Source organism: Stappia sediminis (assembly GCF_009826895.1).
Lineage (GTDB): Bacteria > Pseudomonadota > Alphaproteobacteria > Rhizobiales > Stappiaceae > Hongsoonwoonella > Hongsoonwoonella sediminis.
The window spans coordinates 850,314-867,984 of record NZ_WUMV01000003.1 but is presented as its reverse complement, the minus strand read 5'-3'; the positions used below and the strand labels follow the sequence as shown (position 1 = coordinate 867,984).

The window sequence follows — 17,671 nt, the reverse complement described above, 5'->3', positions numbered from 1 at the left end:
CCTTACAGTATGGGTCGCCGTGTCAAGCCCGGCGATGACGAAGGAGTAGATACGGCATGTGGCGTGACGGCAAGACACGGCGCATGGATGGAGACCCTCCGATCAGGTCGGGGGAGAAGCTCGCTCTTTTCAAGGAAGGGCGCTAACGCGCGGGCTAAACGTTGGTTCCCGGCTCTCGCGATCCGCTAACACGGGCCGGGACGTCTCAACCGGACAGCCTTGCACTCACTGCCAGGATGCCAATGCCTGTTCGACGGCGCGCGTACCCGGCGTTCCCTTCTCAAGCGTCAGGATCGCGCGCTTGCCATCCTCGTAAAGGATCGGGATGTCTATCCAGCCCCGTTCGCGCAGCAACGACATGTTGCGGTCACGCTCGCTCGGAACATTGGAAAGCGCCACCCAGAACAGATTGTCCGCGACCTTGACCGAAGCACCGATCAGGGCATCGCCACGAGCCTCTTCGGTTCTCTTCATGACGAGGCCCGGCACGTTCGCGACGCCATTTCCCGCAAGTTCCTGAGGAAATTCGAACTGAACCTCCACAAGATGGCTCGCGGGCAGGGAATCGTCCGTATTGGGCTTGATCGTCACTTCGGCGCTGATGTTGCGGTCGGTGATATTCGCATCGATCCGCAAAACCGCATCCTCGCCATTCGATCCGCCTTCGATCGACCATACCGCCTGCCCCGGCGAAGCGGACCCCGATCCGTTGCTGTCCGGCCCCTCCTCGTAGAGGATCGAGCGCTGAGCCACGGCAGCACCCGCAGGGGCATTGCCGCCAGAGTCGGCGTTGGAACCGGTATCCGGCGAGATCGAGGCTGTTTCGACCTTGCGCACCGAATCATCCGATGCCGCATCGCTTCCGTTCCCCGCACTTTGAGACTGAGTGGCGGGTCCGGCCGAGGTATCGGCGGCGGGCGCGTTTACCTGGGGCGCGGCCGCATCGGCCCCATCATCCGCCGCAGAAGGAGCCGGGCTTGCCGTCTGCCCGGAGGGCGCAGATGCGATTCCAGGGCCCACCTGGCGCGGTTCCACGCTTCTCACATCTTCCTGGCGCGCCGCGCTTGTGCCGCCGTTCGACGTGGCGGGTGAAATTCGAGTGGTCGTTACCGTACGCGCATCGGGCGCCGCCGCGGACTCGCCGTTGCCGCCCGCCGTCGGCAGGCGGGCATCGATCTTGCCGTTCGACGCCGGGGAGCCTGCGTTTTCCCCGCTCTTGTCGTCGGTGGAAGCCGGTGTGACATCCGCGATGGACGATGCTTCCTTACCGGTATCCTCCAGCAAGGCGAGCAGAGCATCACGCTGCGAATAGCCTATGGCTCCAATCCCGACCAGAACAAGCAGGGCCACAATGATCGACACGACCACGGGAATGCGCGAAGGGCGGTCATGCGCGGGCGGACGGGCGGCGGCCGGCTTTTTCTCTTTCGCGCGCCGGCCCGAGCGTTTGTCGCGCCCGCCCTTCTTTTCCGCTTTGACAGCGCTTTCACTTGACGGCGCAACGGGGGGCGTCTCTTCGAAGCCCGGCTCCGCGCGAGGCGCGGTATCCGCCACACCGCCTTCGAAAGCGGGCTCCTTGCGTCCGTTTTCGGCACCGCCCCCGGCATCCGCGGGCCTTTTCGCCGAAGGAGGTTCGCCAACCGGCGGGGTTTCGAGCGGCGGCGCATCCCCCGCGCTGTCCCGGCCCGGTCCCGGCGTCTCGACCGCGGCGGCGGCGCCTTTTTCTTCCGGCTTGCGCGCAAAACCGGGCGCGGCAGGTTCTTCGGGCGGCCTGTTCAGGCCAAGGGTTTCACGCGCGGCTTCCGCCTCGACCTTGCGAATGGCCTCTTCGAGACGCAGCTGCTCGTTTGTGATCTCCGAAGGTGACAGCGGCGGATCATACGCCTTCAACTGACCGACGATCGCGGTACGGGCGCGCTGATAAATGTTACGCCGTGCGGCACCGGTATTTTCAGGAAGTGCTGCAACGGTTTTCTTCAAAACCGAATAGTAATCCGCCATATGCTCGCTCGTTCCCGCCGCGAATCAAGCTTTACGCTTAATCCTGAAACGGATTTTGGACAAGGATTGTATCATCCCGCTCCGGACTGGTGGACAGCAATGTAACCGGCGCGCCGATCAACTCCTCCACGTGACGCACATATTTCACCGCCTGGGCCGGCAGATCCGCCCAGCTTCTTGCACCTTGCGTGGATTCTTTCCAGCCCGGCAAGGTTTCGTAAATCGGTTTCACCCGCATTTGAGCGCCCTGGGACGCCGGCAGATGGTCTATCCGCTTGCCGTCGAGCTCATAGGCCACGCAGATCTTGATCTCGTCCAGCCCGTCGAGCACATCCAGCTTCGTCAGCGCAATGCCGTTTATGCCGCTGACCGAAACGGTCTGGCGCACCAGCACGGCATCGAACCAGCCGCAGCGGCGCTTGCGGCCCGTAACGACACCGAATTCATGGCCGCGCGAGCCCAGGAATTCGCCTATTTCGTTGGTTTGCTCGGTCGGGAAGGGCCCCTCGCCCACGCGCGTCGTATACGCCTTGGTGATGCCGAGCACATGGTCGATCGCGCCGGGCCCGAGGCCCGAACCGGTGGAGGCCTGACCCGCGATCGTGTTGGAAGACGTCACGAAGGGATAGGTGCCGTGGTCGTTGTCGAGCAGCGCCCCTTGCGCGCCTTCGAAGAGGATACGGCTGCCTTCGCGGCGTTTTTTGTCCAGCAACGCCCAGACGGTATCCATGAAAGGAAGCACCCGCTCGGCGACGCTTGCGAGCTCCTCGTAGATCGTCCTGGCGTCGACCTCCGGTTCGCCGAGGCCCTTGCGAAGGGCATTATGGTGGGCAAGCAGGCGGTCGATCTTTGCAGGCAGCGTTTTCAGATTGGCCAGATCCATCACCCGAATCGCCCGGCGCCCGACCTTGTCCTCATAGGCCGGACCGATGCCGCGCTTGGTCGTGCCGATCTTCGTGCCCGAAGCCGCCGATTCGCGCAGCGCGTCGAGTTCGCGATGAAGCGAGAGAATGAGCGTCGCGTTGTCGGCGATCTTCAGCGTGTCCGGCGAAACGTTGACGCCCTGCTCGGAAAGCCGTTCCATCTCCGCGACCAGAGCATGCGGATCTATGACGACACCGTTGCCGATGACCGAAAGCTTGCCACGCACGACACCGGAGGGAAGCAGCGACAATTTATAGCTGACACCGTCGATCACGAGCGTATGCCCGGCGTTGTGCCCGCCCTGGAAACGCACGACGACATCCGCCTGCTCGGACAACCAGTCGACGATCTTGCCTTTTCCCTCGTCTCCCCATTGCGACCCGACGACGACGACATTGGCCATGTAGCACTACCTTCCTGAGCAAGATTGCGAAGACGGCCAATCAGCACGGCCGCGTCCGCGAACACGCGAAATGCCCAGGCAAGCTACCCTAGGGCAAACGCGCCGGACTATAGCGATCTCCGGCGTGGCTGGCGACCCCGAAACGCGGCCAATCCGTTCATTTCCGCGGCTCTTTTTCACGCCTGTCGCCATTCGCCTGCCCCGCGCCGTTGCGGGCAAGGCGATATATCATCGGCGAGTAGCGCAAGAGCCAGACGAATGGCCGCCGGCGCCCTTCCGGCACCGACCGGCGCGCGGCGATGCGAAGCGCGATGAAGCCTACCAAAGCGAAATGCAGCGCACTCGTATAGATGAAAAACGCACGCGGACCGAACATGTCGATCACAAGCGAGGCGGCGAAGGGGCCGACCACCGCGCCCAGCGCGAAGGACAGCGTCAGACCCGCCGCGAGTTCCACGAACTGGCCCGGCTCCGCATGGTCGTTCGCATGGGCGGCCGAAAGCGAATAGAGCGGCAGCGCGAAGCCGCCGAAGAAAAATATGCCGGTGAATATCAACGCCTTGTCCGTCGTCCCGGCAACGAGCAGGCACGAAAGCCCGGCCCCGATCGTCGCGAACATCAACACAAGCCTCCTGTCCACCCGGTCCGACGCCCAGCCGAGCGGATACTGGAAGATGGCGCCGGCAACGATCCATAGAGAGATGAAGAAGGCCACCGCATCGACGCCAAGCCCCACACCTTCGGCATAGAGCGGGCCGATCGAGCGAAAAGCGCCATTGGTCAGCCCGATCGTCAGGCATCCGACGATGGCAACGGGTGAAATGCGCAAGATCTCGCCAAGATCGAGCTTGCGCTTCAAATGCACCGGCGGATTGCCCTCACGCGCGAGAGCCACCGGAACGAGCCCCAGGCTGAACAAGAGAGCGATGAGGACGAGGATCTCGTATCCGCCGGCGCCATAAAGCGGCAGCAGGAACTGCGCGCCCGTCACCGCCGCCAGATCGACGATCCGGTAGACCGACAGCACGCGCCCCCGCTCCGCGTTGGAGGCAAGCGCGTTCAGCCAGCTTTCGACGACCATGGCGGTGCCGCAAAACGCGATGCCGCTGGCAAAGCGCGCGGCAAGCCACAACGGCCCCGCCGGCATCAGGAGCAGGACCATCATCACCACCGCACTTACGGAAGCGAGCGCGGCGAAGACGCGAATGTGCCCCACCCTCTTGATCAGGAACGGCGTGACGAGAACGCCCAGCATGAGCCCGGCGTAATAGGCCGATCCGAGCAGGCCGATCATCGTGTCGCTGAGGCCTTCCACCCGACCGCGCACGGCGATCACCGTCATGGCGAGCCCGTTGGCGCCCAGAAGAAGGGCCGCGGATACGACGAGCGGAGCAACGCGCGCGGGAAGCGAGCGGGTCAATGCGGCATCCGGAGACTGGTCAGGCATCGGAAATTAGTGGCTGGCGGGAAGACGTCTCACCCTGCGCCGCACCGGGCCGATTTGCAAGCGAGATCGCTCGCCAATGCGACCATCGCGATGTCAATCCTTGTCGACAAGCCTTTGGCCGGCCTACATGGCTTTATTCAGGAGCGGCGCCAAAGCGTTCAGGAGCGGCTCTGGAGAAACCGGATCGCCACCCGCTTCCCATGCATACTGAAATTCGGCGATTTCGATGCCGACGAACTCATGCTCGGCTATCACATCAGAGCACATGCGAAGGTCTTTCAGAGACAGTCCGCCTTCGTGGACATAGTCGGTTGGAACAATACCCGGATCCAGAACATCGCAGTCCAGGTGCACATAAACGGGACGTCCCGCAATCGCCTCACGCAGTGCAGTCGCCAAGTCATCTTTCGGCTTGATGTGAGGAATGCGGTGTTTTTCAATCAGTTCCAACTCGAACGGATCAAGATCGCGCTGGCCGACCAGGACTATCTGTCCAAGCCCCAGCCCCGCGCCGAGGCCGGAATCCCATAGCCCGACCGGACCGGCGAGGGCCAGCCCGCCCAAATAACCCGTCGCGGTCTTTTCCGGGGTATTCAGGTCGGCATGCGAATCGAACCAGACCACACAGGCCGAAGGGTTATGCTTTGCCACCGCCGGCAGGGTTGCAAGAGAAACCGCGCAGCGGCTGATCGCCGCGACCGATACCGCGCCATTGGCCATCACTTCTTGAAAGCGGGCCCGCATCTCGTAAAGCGCGGAAATGGCGGCATCAAGTTCCTCGCGCCATCCGGCATTCAGGCATGGTTCTGGCGTACCTAGAACAACAGGCTGAATGCCCGTACGGCGGGCCAGAGCTTCTCCGATAGCCCTTGCGCCCGGCATCGCCAAGTCGTTGTGGTCGCCAGCGCGGCCTTGAAAAACAGTGTATGCCAATTGCTCAGTCAATCGTTTGATCCCGCTTCCGCGTCATGTTCGGGAACCCTTATAGGCGCTACACGGCCGGAAGCATGATCGTTTTCCCAGATAAAATGCAACCGTCCCGCTCGCAAACCGGGTGTCGCGCCTCGCCTGTGCTTGATACGGATCGCCTGGTCAGGAACCCCGGTTGAAAACAAATGTCGCTTGTGAACTGGTTTCTTCTTTCCGTACTCTCGCTCATCTGGGGTGGGGCATTTTTATTCGCGAAAGTCGCGGTGGCGGAAATCCCGCCGTTCGTGCTCGTGTTTTTCAGGGTTTTTTCCGCCGCCTGCGCGCTTCATATCCTGCTGCGGTTCAGAAAAATCCCGTTCCCGAGAGATGCGGGAAAGCTAAAGGCGTTGCTCGTCATGGGGCTTCTCAACAACGCCGTGCCGTTTTCGCTGATCTTCTGGGGCCAGACGGCAGTTTCCGCCGGGCTTGCCTCGATCCTGAACGCGGCAACGCCGATCTTCACCGTGATCGTTGCCGTGCTCGTCTTCGCACAGGAACCCTTCAGGACAAACCGGCTGGCGGGCGTTCTCATCGGTTTTGCCGGGGTCGCCATCACGCTTTCAACGGCGCTCGACGGAATCGGCGAAGAACCGCTGTGGGCGCAACTGGCATGCCTTGGCGCCGCGCTCTCCTACGCATTCGCGGCAACCTTCGCGCGGCGCTTCAGATCGATGTCGCCGATGGCGGCCGCCACCGGGCAACTGACCGGATCGAGCATCATCATGCTGCCCATCGCCATATGGCAGGGGACCGGATGGGATTTTTCACAAGCAAGCCAGACGGCCTGGCTGAACGTTGTCTGCCTCGGCCTCCTTTCAACGGCTCTTGCCTATCTCATCTACTTCCGACTTCTGATCAAGGCAGGCGCAACCAACGCCTCGCTCGTAACGCTGCTCATACCGCTGAGCGCGATCCTGCTGAGTGCCGCGTTCCTGGACGAAGCCGTTACGCCCAGGCAGGCGCTCGGCCTTGGCGTCATCCTGACCGGGCTCGTTGTTCTCGATGGGCGGGCGGGCATTTTCCTGCGGCGGATGGCAATTCGCTCCGCGACATGAAAACGGCCGGGGAACGGCGCCCCGGCCGGTGATTGCAGACAAAGGCGCCGGGATCAGAACACCAGCGTTTTGACCTGCTTGACGTGCTCAAGGCGATTGATGGTATCGAGCACCGAAGCCGGGACATCGCCATCGACCTCGACAAGGCAGATCGCATCCTCCCCCGGGGCGGTGCGGCCAAGGTTGAAGGTGGCGATATTGACGCCTGAATCGCCCAGCACCATGCCGAGATGGCCGATGAAGCCCGGCTTGTCCGCGTTGGTGATATAGAGCATGTGGGAGCCGAGTTCGGCCTCCATGTTGATGCCCTTCACCTGGATGATGCGGGGCTTGCCGTCGGAAAACACCGTACCGGCCACCGAGCGCTCCTGCCTTTCGGTGATCACCGTCAGACGGATATAATTCTCGTAAACGCCCTGCTGCTCACGGCGCACATCCTCCACCTGGATACCGCGCTCGCGGGCGAGCACGGGCGCGGAGACCATGTTCACCGTTTGCAAAAGCGGGCGAAGGAAGCCTGTCAGGGCCGCCGCCGTCAGCGCCTTGACGTTCATCTCCGCGACATCGCCCTCATATTCAAGGCGAATGCACCTGACGCTGGTTTCCGTCAACTGGCCGGCGAAAGAGCCCAACTGCTCGGCAAGCTTCACGAAGGGGGTGAGGATCGGCGCCTCTTCCGCCGTGATCGACGGCATGTTGATAGCGTTCGAAACCGCACCCTTCAGGAGGTAGTCCGACATCTGCTCGGCCACCTGAAGCGCCACATTTTCCTGCGCCTCGGAGGTGGAGGCGCCGAGATGCGGCGTACAGACAAGACCCGGCGCGCCGAACAGTATGTTCTCCGTCGCCGGCTCCGAACTGAAGACGTCGACGGCAGCACCCTTCACCTTGCCGCTGTCGAGCGCATCGCGCAGCGCACCTTCATCGACAAGCCCGCCGCGCGCGCAATTGATGATGTAAACGCCGTCCTTCATTTTCTCGATCGCGGCGGAATCGATGATGTTCTTCGTCTTTTCGGTAAGCGGCGTGTGCAGCGTGATGAAATCCGCCCGGCGGAACAACTCGTCGAGATCGACCTTTTCCACGCCAAGCTCGATCGCGCGTTCGGCGGAAAGAAAGGGATCGAAGGCGATGACCCGCATCTTCAGGCCGATCGCCCGCTCCGCCACGATCGAGCCGATGTTTCCGCAGCCGATCAGGCCAAGCGTCTTCGACGTGATCTCCGTGCCGACAAACTTCGACTTTTCCCACTTGCCGGCCTGGGTGGAAGCATCCGCCGCCGGAATCTGGCGCGCGGCGGCGAACATCATCGCGATCGCGTGTTCGGCAGTCGTGATCGCATTGCCGAAGGGCGTGTTCATCACGATGACGCCCTTGGCGGTGGCAGCCGGAATGTCGACATTGTCGACGCCGATGCCCGCACGCCCGATCACCTTCAGCCGCCCGGCATTGGCGATGATCTTTTCCGTTACCTTCGTCGCTGAACGAATGGCGAGGCCGTCATACTCGCCGATCACCTCGGCGAGCCTTTCCTTGTCCTTGCCAAGGTCCGGCTGAAAATCGACCTCAAGCCCGCGATCCTTGAAAATCTGTACTGCCGCAGGCGAAAGCTTGTCTGAAATCAGGACTCTGGGAGCCATAGACGTTACTCCGAATATTGCGAACGGCCCCGGCCACGCAAACATGCCGGATCGAGGTGCCGTTCCTGTAAATTTTCCTTAAAGGTCAGGCGGCGGCCTGAAGCTTCGACTTTTCAACCTGAAACGCCCATTCGAGCCAGGGCAGAAGGGAAGCTACGTCAGCCGCCTCGACGGTCGCGCCGCACCAGATGCGAAAACCCGAAGGCGCGTCGCGATAGGCGCCGATATCAAAGGCAACGCCTTCACCATCGAGCATCGAGACGATCGATTTCGCGAAAGCCGCCTGCCCGGCATCATCGAGGCGCGTCACATCCGGATCGACGATCTTCAGACAAACGGAAGTGTTGGACCGCGTCGTCGGATCGACAGCCAGAAAATCGACCCAGGGCGTATCACCGACCCAGTCGGCGATCGTCTTCGCGTTGGCATCCGCCCGCGCGACGAGCCCGGCGAGGCCGCCGAGCGCCTTCGCCCAGCGAAGAGCGTCGAGATAATCCTCGACACAAAGCATCGACGGGGTGTTGATCGTCTCGCCCTTGAAGATGCCCTCAATGAGCTTGCCGCCCTTTGTCATGCGGAAGATCTTCGGCAAAGGCCAGGCCGGCGTATAGCTTTCAAGCCGCTCCACCGCGCGCGGGGAGAGAATGAGCACGCCATGCGCTGCTTCACCACCCAGAACCTTCTGCCAGGAGAAGGTCACGACATCGAGCTTCGCGAAGTCCAGCCTCTGGGCGAAAGCCGCGGACGTGGCATCGCAGATCGTCAGGCCTTCGCGGTCCGGCGCGATCCAGTCCGCATCGGGAACGCGAACGCCCGACGTGGTTCCGTTCCACGTGAAGACGACGTCATGGGAGAAATCGACCTGCGAGAGGTCCGGCAGCTCCCCATAAGGAGCTTCGATCCGGCGCGCATTTTCAAGCTTGAGCTGCTTGACGACATCCGTGACCCAGCCGGAGCCGAAGCTTTCCCATGCAAGCATATCGACGGGGCGGGCGCCAAGCAGCGACCAGAGCGCCATTTCGACGGCGCCGGTGTCGGAAGCGGGCACGATGCCGATGCGATAATTCGCCGGCACCTCAAGCACCTCTCGGGTGAGGTCGATTGCTTCAGCGAGTTTCGATTTGCCGATTTTCGCGCGGTGGGAGCGGCCGAGGGATGCGTCTTTCAACGCTTCGAGCGACCATCCGGGACGCTTCGAACAGGGGCCGGAGGAAAAATACGGATTGGCCGGCCTCATGGCCGGTTTTTGGACATTGGTCATGGTATCTACCCTTCCAGATAGTTGTCCCTCGTTGGGGAGGGATGTCCCGCGCAAAGCGTTATCGGAAAGGCCACGTCATTACAAGACACTAAATGGAAACGTGAAAAGGCCGGCGTGTCCGCCGGCCTTTTCCGTCAGTTCAAGGTATTGAATTATCAGAACTTCGTGGCGATCGGCTCCGCCGGGAGATAGGCCGGGGCGCTGTCGAACGTGTAGCGCAGACCGACACGGAATTCGTGCGCCTGAAGGTCTTCGTACCGGACCTTCGCGGTCGTTCCCGCGGTGGTGTACGGTTCGGAATAGCCATCGCCGATGTTCAGGTAGCGATAGCCCGCATCCAGCGAAAGGTTGGGGTTGAACGCGTAGGACGCGCCTGCCATCAGGGCCCAGGAGAAATCCCAACGGCTATCGCCGGACAGCCGAACCGGAGTGCCTACATTCGAATAGATCTGGCCGACATTGATGTATGACGTGCCGACACCGCCGCCGACGTAGGGCGTAAACCCGCCATAGGTACCAAGATCGACATATGCGTTGAATAGTATCGTCCACACATCGATGCTTGCGCTGTCTATGCTGACGCCCGCACCACCGCCGGCACCGCAGGCCGCGCACGGGGTTCGGCTTTCGAATTCGGACTTGAATTCGTAGTCGACGGTCAAATCGGTGCGGAAATACTGGTTGAACTTGTAGCCGACGCCGACACCGATCACGGCCGTGTCGTCCATGCTTTCGTTCTGGAAGCTCTGGTTGCTGTATCCCGCGTCAGGGTCCACGTAGATCTTGTAGCCGATATCGCCGCGCAGATACCATCCGCCGGTTGCCACCGGCACTTCCGGCACATGCTCAATAACGGGCGCAGGCAGGTCCGCGGCAAAGCTGACCGACGAGACGACGATCGCGACGCCGGCCAGAGACAAAACCTTTGCAATACTCTTCATGTCTCCGTCCTCAAATTTAGCGTCCGCAACTGAAGTGTTGCCGGCCGCATCCGTGAAGCACGGTGACAAGAATTGGCGAAAACCATTAAGTTAAGTTTAACCGTAATTTTTAACCGCGTTTTTTTACCTTAACGCAAGGTTAAAAATAGTATTTCTCGTATAGAAATTCTAAAGATTTCCGACGCGGAATTTTCCGGTAATCGAAGTACGGAACACTCAGGCAGCGGTGCTGCGCACGGCGTCCACGATATCGTCGACGACGCCGTTCAGGACCTCTTCGTTATCCGCCTCGCCCATGACGCGGATCAGCGGTTCCGTGCCGGACGGGCGAATGACGAGCCGCCCCGATGCACCAAGCTTCTTGCGCCCTTCCTCGATCGCCGACTGCACCTTTTCGTGCTCAAGCGGCATGCCGTTGGAATAGCGCACGTTCTTGAGGATCTGCGGCACGGGCTGGAAACGCCGGCACACTTCCGACACCGGCCGGTCAAGACGCTTGACGCAGGCCAGCACCTGCAAAGCGGCCACCAGACCATCTCCCGTCGTCGCGAAGTCGGACAGGACGATATGGCCGGACTGCTCTCCGCCCACGTTGAAGCCGTGCTCGCGCATATGCTCCACGACATAGCGGTCTCCCACTTGCGTGCGCGCAAGCGTGAGGCCGATGCCCGATAGATACCGCTCAAGGCCCAGGTTCGACATCACGGTCGCCACGATGCCAGACGCCGAAAGCCTGCCATCTTCCTGCCAGGACTGCGCGACAACGGCCATAAGCTGATCGCCGTCGATCACATCGCCCTTCTCGTCGACGATGATAACGCGATCCGCATCGCCATCGAGCGCGATGCCGATATCGGCGCGAACCTCGTCGACCTTGTCGCGAAGCGCCTTGATCGAGGTGGAGCCGCACTCCTTGTTGATATTCAGGCCATCTGGCGTCGTGCCCAGCGCCACAACGTCGGCACCCAGTTCCCAGAGCGCTTGCGGCGCCACCTTGTAGGCCGCGCCATTGGCGCAGTCTATCGCGATCCTCAAGCCTTCCAGGCTCATGTCCCTCGGCAGCGTGCGCTTGGCGAACTCCACATAGCGCGCCTGCTCGCCGTCGACGCGCTTGGCGCGCCCGAGACGGTCCGGACCTGAAAGCTTCGAAGTCATGTCGGACTCGACAAGGGCTTCGATCTCCGTTTCCACCGCATCCGACAGCTTGAACCCGTCGGGCCCGAAAAACTTGATGCCATTGTCCCGGAACGGATTGTGGGAGGCGGAAATCATGACGCCGAGGTCGCATCGCAGCGAACGCGTCAGCATGGCCACCGCAGGCGTCGGCATCGGCCCCAGCAGGAACACGTCCATGCCGACGGCGGTGAACCCGGCGACGAGGGCGTTCTCGATCATATAGCCCGACAGCCGCGTGTCCTTGCCGATCACGACGCGATGGCGATGACCGCCATTGCGGAACGACAGGCCAGCCGCCATTCCGACCTTGAGGGCGATTTCGGGGGTCATGGGCCAGCGGTTGGATTCGCCGCGGATGCCATCGGTTCCGAAAAGTTTGCGCGCCATGGTTACCCTGTACTCATAACTCAAGCCGGCACCGGAACAGCGCCAACTTCGCCAAGCCGCCTTGGCCGGAATCTGGTTTCCAGCTTTTTACACCCTTCGGTGCTTCGGATCGTTCAATAATTATTATGAATTGTGACGAAAAAAACACCCGGTCAAACCATGACCGGGTGCTTCGCCTTTACCTTACGAGAAGGATTTACGCCTGCGGCTGCGGCTCCATGCCGCCCGAAGGCTCATCCCCTTCGCCGCCGCGCTTCTTGGCGCCCGTCTTGGGAACGGCCGAAGCGCGCGACGTCGGGTGGTCATCGTCGGATTCGCGCACGGGAGGCTTGCCGTCCAGCAGGTCCTTGATCTCGTCGCCCGAAAGCGTCTCGTATTCCAGAAGGCCGTTTGCGATCGAATGAAGCTGATCGGAATGCTCCGTCAGGATACGGTTCGCGGTCTCGTAGCCCTCGTTGACGAAGGCCTTGATTTCGGCGTCGACGATCTTTTGCGTTTCATCCGACACCGTCTGATGCTTGGCGACCGAGTGACCCAGGAACACCTCTTCCTGGTTCTCGCCGTAAAGCAGGGGGCCCAGCTTGTCCGACATGCCGAACTGCGTCGCCATGGCGCGCGCAAGCTTGGTCGCCATCTGAATATCGCCCGAAGCGCCGGAGGTGACCTTCTCATATCCGAATATCATTTCCTCGGCGACGCGACCGCCCATCGCCACCGCGAGGTCGGCCTTGCACTTTGCGCGGGTGAGCGAAACCTGGTCCTTTTCAGGCAGGCGCATGACCATGCCGAGCGCACGGCCGCGCGGAATGATCGTCGCCTTGTGGATCGGATCGGACGCCGGCATGTGCAGCGCCACGAGCGCGTGACCGGCCTCGTGATAGGCCGTCAGACGCTTTTCCTCCTCGGTCATGACGAGCGTGCGGCGCTCCGCCCCCATCATCACCTTGTCCTTGGCGTCCTCGAACTCCTGCATCGTGACGAGGCGCTTGCCCCGGCGCGCGGCGAGAAGGGCCGCCTCGTTGACGAGGTTCATCAGATCCGCGCCGGAAAAGCCGGGCGTTCCACGCGCCAGCGTACGCACGTTGACATCCGGAGCCAGCGGCACCTTGCGCATGTGCACCTTCAGGATCTTTTCACGGCCGACGACATCCGGGTTCGGCACGACGATCTGCCGGTCGAACCGGCCCGGACGCAGCAGCGCGGGGTCGAGAACGTCCGGACGGTTCGTCGCGGCGATGATGATGATGCCCTCATTGGGCTCGAAGCCGTCCATCTCGACGAGGAGCTGGTTGAGCGTCTGCTCGCGCTCGTCGTTGCCGCCGCCCAGACCGGCGCCGCGATGACGACCGACCGCGTCGATCTCATCGATGAAGATGATGCAAGGCGCGTTCTTCTTGGCCTGTTCGAACATGTCGCGCACGCGGCTTGCGCCGACGCCGACGAACATTTCCACGAAATCGGAACCCGAAATCGTGAAGAATGGAACATTTGCCTCGCCCGCGACGGCACGCGCCGTCAGCGTCTTGCCGGTGCCCGGGGGGCCAACGAGCAGCACGCCGCGCGGGATCTGACCGCCCAGACGCTGGAACTTCTGCGGATCGCGAAGGAACTCCACGATCTCCTGCAAGTCTTCCTTGGCCTCGTCGATGCCGGCGACATCCTCGAACGTCACACGCCCATGAGCCTCCGTCAAAAGCTTGGCCTTCGACTTGCCGAAGCCCATCGCCTTGCCGCCGGAGCCCTGCATCTGGCGCATGACGAAAATCCAGATCGCCAGGATGATCAGCATCGGGAACCAGGAAATCAGCGCTCCGAGGAGAGAGAAATTCTCCTGCGGGGGACGGGCGTTGATCTGGACGCCCTTGTTGCGCAAGAGCTCCACATACCCACTGGCCCCTTCCGGCGCATAGGTCTGGAACACGCCACCGCCATTCGAGTAGCGGCCCGTCACCTGCTGACCCTGTATGGTGACCTCACGCACTTCCCCCTGTTCGGCCTGATTCAGGAACTGGGAGAACGGAATCTCGTTGTTCGCGCTGCGTTGGCCCGGGTTCTGGAAGAGCTGGAACAGGGCGATCAACAGAAGCCCGATGATCACCCACAGGGCGAAGTTGCGGAAATTAGCGTTCATTTGTGTTCCTTCGTCGCCATCACGCGACGTTCAGATGCTGCGATCGGCCTCGGGCCCTTTGGTCTTACCGGAAGATAGGCCCCGGTTGGCGCAATGCCAAGGTCCAGCGCCAACTTGTCACGCCGCAATCTCCATTTCGTTAAGCTCAGGCCTGAGTCAAGCCGACATTTCGGGCTTAACCGCCGGAAATTTGAGCTGTCGCCGCCGATTCAGGAGGCAAGGGAGCCGACGAAGCCGAAACGCCAGCCGGACGGAACCACGGCATCCGCAATTCCCGGCACGGCAATTTCGCGCTTTTCTCCCCCGCCGGTCTCCATCTCAAGCGCGGGAGAGGCCTCGAATGCGCCGGCCGGCCACCCCTTCGGACGCTCCAGGCCAAGGCGTCTCAACCCGCCCTTTCCAAGCGCCGCGATCCGGACAGACGAATGACGCGGAACTTCGACGAAAAAACGGCCATCCCAGACCCTTCGGTCCGGGCCGGCGATTTCCATCGCCTCAATGCCTTCGCGACCAGGTTCCCTCCAGCAGTAGAGACAATCTCCTTCGCGGTACAATACCGCGCCGGCGAGGGTGGCCTTGCGTTCAGTTCCGGCAAGCAGGTCATCGCAAAGCCGCTGGAGCTTTTCAAAGCGTGGAGCATAGCCGCCGCCGCCGACGAAACGCAGCACGCGCGAGAACACCCGATACCTGATTTCGGCGGGCATTCCGTCAAAAATGCTCATAAGCAATTTCACGGGCCCCGCGGGATGCACCGTCGCGCCCGCGCCGATCACGCCCGACGTCCAGACGTCCAGCGCATCTGCCGCCCTTGCAAGCCGATTTGCCGTTTGCGAAAGCCGCTCCGCCGTCAATCCCTCCCGCGCAAGGAGCGGCATGAGCTTTCGAATGCGGGCCCTGGCATAGCGCGCATCCTCATTCGAGGGGTCTTCGCACCAGCCGATGCCCGCCCGGCGCAGCGTCCCGATCAGTCTGGATTTCGGTACGTCAAGGAGCGGGCGAAACACAGGCATAGCGTCCCAGTGCGTCTCGCCGCGCATGGCGCCCAGACCATAGACCCCGCTTCCGCGCGCAAGCCGCAGCAGGAACGTTTCCGCCTGATCGTCACGGTGATGGGCAAGGGCGAGCGCATCCGCGCCGGCCTTTCGCGCCGCCCCGACCAGCAGATCCTGTCTCGCCTTTCTTGCCGCTGCCTGAACATCGGCATCGGGCTTCGGCCCCTGCCACTTCAGGATTTCATGCGAAATTGCGAGCGAACGGCACACAGCTGCGACATGGGCCGCTTCATCCGCCGCTTCCGGCCGCAAACCATGATCGACCGTGAACGCGACAATACCACGAGAGCGATCTTCCGCCCGCCAGCGGCTCAAAATATAGAGAAGCGCAAGCGAATCCGGACCGCCCGAAACGCCGACGGCAATCCGTTTCACACCGGCGAGAGGCGCCAGGAGGCCGCGAATTTCCTCATCTTCGAGAGGCGCGTTGCTGTCAACTGCATCCGACACGCTGCTGTTCGGCCTGTGCTTCGGAACGGACGGTCGCCGGGGCGTTGGGGTATTTCGCCAGAAGCTCCGAAAACGTCGCGCAGGCAGCATCCCTTTCGCCGATCCCTTCCAGCGAAAGCCCAAGCTTCAGCAGGCTGTCAGTGGCCTTCTGGCCATCGGGATAATCCGTGTAGCTTTTGAGGAAGGCATCCGCCGCGTCACGATACCGCCCTTGCGCGTAATAGCTTTCACCCAGCCAGAACTGGGCGTTGCCGGCCAGGCTGTGATCCGGAAAATCGGCGAGAAACCGCATGAAACCCGTTTCGGCACCGCGATAGTCGCCGGAAAGAATGGCGTCATACGCCACGTTATAGGTCGCCTGCGGATCCCCGGATGGTTCAAGCGCGGCGACCTGATCGCCTATCGGGTCCTGGCCGCTGCCTACGCCCGGCGGCTGCGAACCAGGATCCGCCCCGGAATCCGAACCTGGGTTTTCAAGCCCTCTCGCCAGTGCAGAAAGGTCAAGCGGGCCGCTGCCGCTCGAGTAGCCGCCATCCGCGCCGAATTCGGCATCGCCGGAGCCCTGAGCCTGCACGTCGGCGCCGCTCGCCGGGCCGTAGCTTTCGTTCAACGTTCCTAGAACCTGAGGCTCGCTGCCACGCAAGGTGCCGCCTTGCGCGGCTCCTTGTCCGACCGGCGCGGCGTCCGAGCGCTGGCGCGGCGCGCCGCCCTCAAGCTGCTGCAGGCGATACTCCGTATCTTCCTGCATTCGCCTTATCTGGTCCTGAAGAACGCGGATCTGATGGTTCAATTCCTCGATCTGACCCGTCAGCGCCCGCATGTTCTCTTCCAGCTGGTTCAAACGCGCGACCGTTTCGGCATCCTTCTTCGATGACCCGAAAAGCTGTGCCGAGCCGGCCTGCGGCCAGCCGGCAAGCATGATTGCCAGGGTCAAGCAAACGAAAATTCGTTTCACGTCGATCATCCACCTCCTCCGGCCCGTTCCGGGTTCCGGTCATTCGCTGGGTTTATAGCATCAGCCGTCCTAGGTCACGGCCCTTCATATCGATACCCGGTTGCGAAAAGACAATTGACAATTCGGACGAGCCTGTCCGGCATGCCCGCCCGACGCCGGGGCAAGTGGCGCTTTGACTTGGACGAAATTTTGACGCTTGGAATCACGAAAAGCCGGCGCACATAAATGTGGCCGGCCTTTCGGGCATGGCAAATGATATCGGTCAGCTGCCGGCGTTGTTCAGCACCGTGACGGCACGCCGGTTCTGCGTCCAGCAGGACTCGTCGTTGCAGACCGCCACCGGACGTTCCTTGCCGTAGGAGATCGTCCTGAGGCGCGAGTCCGATATTCCCTTGGCGACCAGATAGTCGCGCACGGCATTCGCTCGGCGGGCGCCGAGCGCAATGTTGTACTGGCGGGTGCCGCGCTCATCGGCATGACCTTCGATGGTCACGGTGTACCGCGAGTACTTGTTGAGCCACTGCGCCTGTTTGTCGAGCGTCGAACGCGCCTGCGCCGACAACGTCGACTGGTCTTCGGAGAAGAAGACGCGGTCGCCTACGTTGACCACGAAATCCTGCCCCGAGCCGGGCGTCGCATTGCCTGTCAGACCATCCGTCTTCGTCTGGGCGCAAGCTGCGAGTGTCAAAACCGTTGCCACGATCGCAGCAAACCGAAAGCCGCGGGCAACCATCCCCATCTGCATCATAAATCCCTTACTCCTGCTCCCCACCGTGCCCCGACAGGGTAAACCGTTGATAGCCAAAGTTGGTTAAATCGCGGTTTGCAATCATGGTGAACATTTCGTTACTTCCAAACCGTAAATCACCGCTGCGCCAA

The 17,671-nt window shown here is 61.9% G+C and carries 13 protein-coding genes; 1 reads left to right on the top strand and 12 read right to left on the bottom strand.

Features of this window, described 5'->3' with window-relative positions:
- Positions 1-225: 225 nt before the first annotated feature.
- From GR183_RS10905 to GR183_RS10890, 4 genes are all read right to left on the bottom strand, one after another.
- Positions 226-2,001 (bottom strand): hypothetical protein, encoded by a 1,776-nt coding sequence (locus tag GR183_RS10905; protein ID WP_160775594.1) that lies wholly within the window; start codon positions 1,999-2,001, stop codon positions 226-228.
- Between the two features lie 37 nt (positions 2,002-2,038).
- On the bottom strand, positions 2,039-3,328 hold the full coding sequence (locus GR183_RS10900) for an adenylosuccinate synthase (protein ID WP_160775593.1): 1,290 nt from the start codon (positions 3,326-3,328) through the stop codon (positions 2,039-2,041).
- Between the two features lie 157 nt (positions 3,329-3,485).
- Positions 3,486-4,775, bottom strand: coding sequence for an MFS transporter (locus GR183_RS10895; RefSeq protein WP_160775592.1), 1,290 nt, complete (start codon positions 4,773-4,775; stop codon positions 3,486-3,488).
- 123 nt (positions 4,776-4,898) lie between these two features.
- On the bottom strand, positions 4,899-5,657 hold the full coding sequence (locus tag GR183_RS10890; RefSeq protein ID WP_160775828.1) for an arginase family protein: 759 nt from the start codon (positions 5,655-5,657) through the stop codon (positions 4,899-4,901).
- 233 nt (positions 5,658-5,890) lie between these two features.
- Between GR183_RS10890 and GR183_RS10885 the strand changes: the two genes are divergently transcribed.
- On the top strand, positions 5,891-6,799 hold the full coding sequence (locus GR183_RS10885) for a DMT family transporter (protein ID WP_160775591.1): 909 nt from the start codon (positions 5,891-5,893) through the stop codon (positions 6,797-6,799).
- 53 nt (positions 6,800-6,852) lie between these two features.
- Here GR183_RS10885 and serA read toward each other — a convergent pair whose 3' ends face one another.
- The 8 genes from serA to pal all read right to left on the bottom strand — a co-directional run bounded on the left by serA (position 6,853) and on the right by pal (position 17,540).
- Positions 6,853-8,439, bottom strand: a complete 1,587-nt coding sequence (gene serA / locus GR183_RS10880) for a phosphoglycerate dehydrogenase (protein WP_160775590.1) — start codon at positions 8,437-8,439, stop codon at positions 6,853-6,855.
- Between the two features lie 85 nt (positions 8,440-8,524).
- Positions 8,525-9,700 carry a phosphoserine transaminase gene (locus GR183_RS10875; RefSeq protein ID WP_160775589.1) on the bottom strand — a complete coding sequence of 392 codons (1,176 nt, stop codon included), beginning with the start codon at positions 9,698-9,700 and terminating at the stop codon, positions 8,525-8,527.
- Between the two features lie 155 nt (positions 9,701-9,855).
- Positions 9,856-10,641, bottom strand: a complete 786-nt coding sequence (locus GR183_RS10870) for an outer membrane protein (RefSeq protein ID WP_160775588.1) — start codon at positions 10,639-10,641, stop codon at positions 9,856-9,858.
- 216 nt (positions 10,642-10,857) lie between these two features.
- Entirely contained in the window at positions 10,858-12,204 is a 1,347-nt protein-coding gene (gene glmM, locus GR183_RS10865) for a phosphoglucosamine mutase (protein WP_160775587.1), read from the bottom strand.
- A 196-nt stretch (positions 12,205-12,400) separates the two neighbouring features.
- Positions 12,401-14,335: an ATP-dependent zinc metalloprotease FtsH gene (ftsH, locus tag GR183_RS10860; RefSeq protein WP_160775586.1), complete on the bottom strand. Its 1,935-nt coding sequence runs from the start codon at positions 14,333-14,335 to the stop codon at positions 12,401-12,403.
- A gap of 209 nt (positions 14,336-14,544) precedes the next feature.
- Complete coding sequence (tilS, locus tag GR183_RS10855) at positions 14,545-15,837, bottom strand: tRNA lysidine(34) synthetase TilS (protein WP_160775585.1); 1,293 nt, start codon at positions 15,835-15,837, stop codon at positions 14,545-14,547.
- Positions 15,821-16,801, bottom strand: coding sequence for a tol-pal system protein YbgF (gene ybgF / locus GR183_RS10850; RefSeq protein ID WP_208999814.1), 981 nt, complete (start codon positions 16,799-16,801; stop codon positions 15,821-15,823). Before ybgF ends, tilS begins: the two co-directional genes overlap by 17 nt.
- 253 nt (positions 16,802-17,054) lie before the next feature.
- Entirely contained in the window at positions 17,055-17,540 is a 486-nt protein-coding gene (gene pal, locus GR183_RS10845; RefSeq protein ID WP_208999813.1) for a peptidoglycan-associated lipoprotein Pal, read from the bottom strand.
- Between the last annotated feature and the right edge of the window lie 131 nt (positions 17,541-17,671).

What these genes read in the sequence shown, in the direction of transcription:
- ybgF (WP_208999814.1), bottom strand. Translation starts at nt 16,801, where the DNA reads ATGATCGACGTGAAACGAATTTTCGTTTGCTTGACCCTGGCAATCATG.
- glmM (WP_160775587.1), bottom strand. Translation starts at nt 12,204, where the DNA reads ATGGCGCGCAAACTTTTCGGAACCGATGGCATCCGCGGCGAATCCAAC.
- GR183_RS10905 (WP_160775594.1), bottom strand. Translation starts at nt 2,001, where the DNA reads ATGGCGGATTACTATTCGGTTTTGAAGAAAACCGTTGCAGCACTTCCT.
- GR183_RS10895 (WP_160775592.1), bottom strand. Translation starts at nt 4,775, where the DNA reads ATGCCTGACCAGTCTCCGGATGCCGCATTGACCCGCTCGCTTCCCGCG.
- pal (WP_208999813.1), bottom strand. Translation starts at nt 17,540, where the DNA reads ATGATGCAGATGGGGATGGTTGCCCGCGGCTTTCGGTTTGCTGCGATC.
- serA (WP_160775590.1), bottom strand. Translation starts at nt 8,439, where the DNA reads ATGGCTCCCAGAGTCCTGATTTCAGACAAGCTTTCGCCTGCGGCAGTA.
- ftsH (WP_160775586.1), bottom strand. Translation starts at nt 14,335, where the DNA reads ATGAACGCTAATTTCCGCAACTTCGCCCTGTGGGTGATCATCGGGCTT.
- GR183_RS10875 (WP_160775589.1), bottom strand. Translation starts at nt 9,700, where the DNA reads ATGACCAATGTCCAAAAACCGGCCATGAGGCCGGCCAATCCGTATTTT.
- GR183_RS10900 (WP_160775593.1), bottom strand. Translation starts at nt 3,328, where the DNA reads ATGGCCAATGTCGTCGTCGTCGGGTCGCAATGGGGAGACGAGGGAAAA.
- GR183_RS10885 (WP_160775591.1), top strand. Translation starts at nt 5,891, where the DNA reads ATGTCGCTTGTGAACTGGTTTCTTCTTTCCGTACTCTCGCTCATCTGG.
- GR183_RS10890 (WP_160775828.1), bottom strand. Translation starts at nt 5,657, where the DNA reads ATGCCGGGCGCAAGGGCTATCGGAGAAGCTCTGGCCCGCCGTACGGGC.
- GR183_RS10870 (WP_160775588.1), bottom strand. Translation starts at nt 10,641, where the DNA reads ATGAAGAGTATTGCAAAGGTTTTGTCTCTGGCCGGCGTCGCGATCGTC.